We start from the raw sequence: 3351 nt of genomic DNA on the forward strand, positions 1-3351 counted from the left end.
CTGATGACGTGCTCGGGCGTCGGGGGTTTGCCGAGCGTGCCGAGCCCGTCCAGGCCGCCCGAAGTGCAGCTGGCGGCTCCCGCCAGCAGTCCAGCCCATGTCAGTATGGCGGCCAGTGTGGCCCTCGCGCGCCGCGCGCGCCCATGTACGTGCCTCACAAACATGCCCAACGATCGGGCCCGCCCTGGGGAAACGTGAGTGCGAGGCAAGCTCTGGGCAGAACAGTGGGGAGGACGACGCGATGGGGAGATGCCGGAGGGGACGCCGCTGCCTCTTTCGCCAGTCGTTCCATGAGCCGTGGGAGGCTGACAGGTGTCCAGCGCAGCCGAGCAGGAGGCGGTGGCGGAGCAAGGCGCCGCCGGACAGCAGAGCCCGGCCGCCGTCGTGAACGGCGTGCAGCGCAGGGCGCCCGAGGCGCCCGTGTGGCCGGGTGCGCCGACGCCTCTGGGGGCCCGTTTCCGGGTCGGCCCGGACGGGGTGGCGGGCACCAACTTCGCGCTGTGGGCGGGCGGGGCGGAGGCGGTCGAGCTGTGTCTGTTCGACGAGGAGGGCGGTGAGACCACCGAGCGCCGGCACCGCCTCACCGAGCTGACGCACGAGATCTGGCACGGCTTCGTGCCGGGAGTCATGCCGGGGCAGCGGTACGGCTATCGGGTGCACGGCCGCTGGGATCCGTGGACCGGCGGCCGCTGGAACCCGGCGAAGCTGCTGCTCGACCCGTACGCGCGCGCGGTGGACGGCGACTACGCCGCGTTCGGGTTGTCACCCGAGGTGTACGGGCACGTCCGCGACTGGCCGCAGCAGCAGGTCGCGGACACCGTGCGCGACGAACGGGACTCGGCGCCGTACGTCCCCAAGGGCGTGGTGGTCCACGACGACGCGCCCGACGACGAATGGATGGACGACCGCCGCCCCAAGACGCCGTGGGCGGACTCGGTGATCTACGAACTGCATGTGCGCGGATTCACCCGACTGCACCCCGGCATCCCCGAGGAACTGCGGGGCACCTACGCGGGCCTGGCCCACCCCGCTGCCATCGAACACCTCACGAAGCTGGGCGTCACGGCGGTCGAGCTGCTGCCCGTCCACCAGTTCGCCCACGAGGACCATCTGCTGCGCCGCGGCCTGAGGAACTACTGGGGGTACAACTCGATCGGCTATTTCGCCCCGCACGCCGCGTACGCCGCCTCCGGCACGCGCGGCCAGCAGGTCGGCGAGTTCAAGCGCATGGTGCACGCCCTGCATTCGGCCGGCATCGAGGTCATCCTCGACGTCGTCTACAACCACACCGCGGAGGCGGGCGAGCTGGGCCCGACGCTGTCCCTGAAGGGCATCGACAACCGCGGCTACTACCGTCTGCAGTCCGACGCCCGCCGCTACGCCGACTACACCGGCTGCGGCAACACCCTGCACGTCGTCCAGCCGCATGTGCTGCGCCTGATCACGGACTCACTGCGCTACTGGGTGACGGAGATGGGCGTGGACGGCTTCCGGTTCGACCTGGCGGCCGCGCTGGCCCGCTCCATGCACGACGTCGACATGCTGTCGCCGTTCCTCGCGGTCATCGCGCAGGACCCGGTGCTGCGCCGGGTGAAGCTGATCGCCGAACCCTGGGACGTCGGCTCCGGCGGCTACCAGGTGGGCGCCTTCCCGCCGCTGTGGACGGAGTGGAACGACCGCTACCGCAACGCCGTACGGGACTTCTGGCGGCACGCGCTGCCGGACGTCCGGGAGATGGGCTACCGGCTGTCCGGGTCGAGCGACCTGTATGCATGGGGCGGCCGGCGGCCGTACGCCTCGGTCAACTTCATCACCGCGCACGACGGTTTCACCCTCCGGGACCTCGTGTCGTACGAGCGCAAGCACAACGAGGCGAACGGCGAGGGCAACCGGGACGGCTCGGACGACAACCGGGCGTGGAACTGCGGGGTCGAGGGCGAGACGGACGACGAGCGGATACGGGCGCTCAGGCGACGCCAGTTGAGGAACCTGCTGACCACACTGCTGCTGTCGACCGGCGTGCCGATGCTGGTCGCGGGCGACGAGCTGGGGCGGACCCAGCGTGGCAACAACAACGCGTACTGCCAGGACAACGAGATCAGCTGGCTGGACTGGGGGCTGCTGGAGGATCCCGGCTGGAAGGCCCTGTTCGAGCTGACCTCCCGGCTGATCGAGCTGCGGCACCGGCATCCCGTCCTGCGCCGGCGGGCGTTCTTCTCCGGACGCGCGCACTCCGCGGACGGGCTCAGGGACCTGGCCTGGTTCACCCCGCGGGGCACGGAGATGACGGAACGGGACTGGTACGCGCCCGCGGCCACGCTCGGCATGTATCTGTCCGGGCGGGACATCCCGGGGCGCGACGAGCGGGGGGCGCCGATCCTCGACGACAGCTTCCTGGCCGTGCTGCACGCCGGGGAGCGGCCGGTGAGCTTCGTACTGCCGGGGCCGCCCTGGGCGGAGCACTACGAGGTGGTCGTCGACACTTCGCGGGAGGAGCAGGGCGAGGAACCGGGCGTGGTGCGCCGGGCGGGGGCGACGATCACGGTGCCGGGGCGGGCGGTGCTGTTGCTGAAGGTGGGCTGAGCCAAAACTCAGTGGGCGTTGTCAGTGGCTGTCCGTAGGCTCGCCACTGATGCCCACGACACGTGCCACCCCGATCGATGACCGCTCCACCGTCCGCTCGCTGCTGCGCCTGTGGCCCTATGTCCGGCCGGTGCGGGCGCGGCTGTTCACCGCCGCGTTCGTCGCGATACTCGCGTCCTGCACGGGGCTGGTGATCCCGCTCGTCCTGAAGTGGCTCGTGGACGGGCCGGTCGCCGACCGGGACCCGGCGGGGGTGTGGCTCGGGGCGCTGTATCTGCTGCTGCTCGGGCTGGCCGAGGCGCTGCTGTTCGGGCTGCGGCGGTGGCTGGTGGCACGGCCGCTGGCGGGGGTCGAGGCGTCGATGCGGGCGGATCTGTACCGGCATCTGCAGCGGCTGCCGGTGGCGTTCCACGACCGGTGGCCCTCGGGGCAGTTGCTGTCCCGGGGCACGACGGATCTGATGCTGCTGCGGATGTTCCTCGCCTTTCCGCTGACGTTCCTGCTGGTCAACGGTGTGACGATCCTCGTCGGCGTGATCATCATGCTGGCCCAGGACCTGATGCTCGGGCTGGTGATCCTTGGGCCCGCCGTGCCGGTGGTCGTCACCTGTGTGATCTTCGAGAAGCGGTATGCGGAGGTGGCACGGCGCGCACAGGACCAGGTCGGTGATCTGACGACGGTCGTCGAGGAGGGCGTGCTCGGCATCCGGATCATCAAGGGGTTCGGCCGGCATCGCAGTCAGGCACGGGCGTTCCGGGAGCTGTCGCG

General features: G+C 70.8%; 2 protein-coding genes. Both read left to right on the plus strand.

Going from position 1 to position 3351, the window contains the following annotated elements; translation table 11 throughout:
* The first annotated feature begins 312 nt into the window (after positions 1 to 312).
* Entirely contained in the window at positions 313 to 2583 is a 2271-nt protein-coding gene (glgX, locus tag ACTWQJ_RS48765; RefSeq protein WP_443312791.1) for a glycogen debranching protein GlgX, read from the plus strand.
* A 49-nt stretch (positions 2584 to 2632) separates the two neighbouring features.
* On the plus strand, positions 2633 to 3351 hold a 719-nt coding region (locus tag ACTWQJ_RS48770), incomplete at its 3' end, for an ABC transporter transmembrane domain-containing protein (protein ID WP_443312792.1).

It is taken from the genome of Streptomyces sp. KR55 (genome assembly GCF_052245645.1).
In the GTDB taxonomy this organism is placed as follows: Bacteria; Actinomycetota; Actinomycetes; order Streptomycetales; family Streptomycetaceae; genus Streptomyces; species Streptomyces flavusporus.